Raw genomic sequence first — 1087 nt, 5'->3', positions numbered from 1 at the left:
GTTAGCGCGACTGCCATTCTGGAAAACGGCCCAGCCCTCATCGGTGGTATTGCGCTGGTCGTGTTCATCGCCATCGGATGCAGCTACGGAATAGGCCGCCTGATTGGCTTGCCACGCAAAATGGCCGTGTTGATTGCCTGTGGCAACTCAATCTGTGGCAACTCGGCCATCGCTGCCGTGGCGCCGGTCATCGATGCGAGCAGCAAGGACGTTACGTCCTCTATCGCATTCACTGCCGTGTTGGGGGTGATTGTCGTTGTCGCGCTGCCTCTCGCGGCGCCCCTGTTGTCGCTGTCCGCAATCCAGTACGGCATCTTCGCCGGTTTGACGGTCTATGCGGTGCCGCAGGTACTGGCGGCGACCGCGCCGGTGGCGTTGGCGAGCGTGCATATTGGTACACTGGTCAAGCTGGTGCGCGTGCTCATGCTGGGCCCAGTGGTGTTGATCCTTTCTGTCATGACAAGGGACAAGGGTGGGCGCCGGCCCGCGGTGTCACAAATGGTGCCCTGGTTCATCGTCGGCTTCCTACTGCTGCTCGCACTGCGCTCGTTCGGTGCGATTCCTGAAGTGGCGCTAAAACCAGCCCAGGCGGTAGCGAATGGACTAACCATCATGTCGATGGCAGCGCTTGGCCTTGGCGTGGATGTACGTTCGGTTTTGCGGGCCGGCAAGCAGGTGACTTCAGTGGTTGTGCTCTCGCTGCTGGTGCTTGCGGCAATCAGCTATGTCCTGATCCTGCTGCTTGGTATCGTCTGACGTCGCAGGAAATGCCGCAGTCAGCGGCTTTCCTGTTCCACGGCGATCACTGTTTCAGCACGAATTCCGCCAGGGTTCGAACTTCTTCCGGCTTTAACTGGGAAAAGGGCGGCATCGGAACCTCGCCCCATTTGCCGGCGCTGCCGTTTCTGATACTGGCTTCGAGCTTGCTGACAGCTTGCGTATCGCCACGATACTTGGCGGCGATGTCGTGATAGGCCGGTCCGACGATTTTCTTGTCTATTCCGTGGCACGCAAGACAGCCATTGGCATTCAACAGCGCCGTGGCATCGCCTTTGTCAGAGGCCGCCGTCGGTGCAGCCGGCGCCTT

At 60.0% G+C, this 1087-nt stretch carries 2 protein-coding genes; one reads left to right on the top strand and one right to left on the bottom strand.

All coding sequences use genetic code 11. The annotated features are described in order from the left end of the window. Positions 1-756, top strand: a 756-nt coding sequence (locus QOL82_RS29175; RefSeq protein ID WP_283445830.1) for a YeiH family protein, incomplete at its 5' end; no start/stop codon positions are given. Positions 757-802: 46 nt separating this feature from the next. Here QOL82_RS29175 and QOL82_RS29170 read toward each other — a convergent pair. Beyond that, a partial coding sequence (locus QOL82_RS29170) for a c-type cytochrome (RefSeq protein ID WP_283445829.1) occupies positions 803-1087 on the bottom strand: 285 nt, incomplete at its 5' end.

The sequence above is a fragment of the Noviherbaspirillum suwonense genome (assembly GCF_900182955.1).
In the GTDB taxonomy this organism is placed as follows: Bacteria; Pseudomonadota; Gammaproteobacteria; order Burkholderiales; family Burkholderiaceae_D; genus Noviherbaspirillum_A; species Noviherbaspirillum_A suwonense.
The sequence above is the reverse complement of the archived record's forward strand: the minus strand, read 5'-3'. Positions and strand labels throughout refer to the sequence as shown.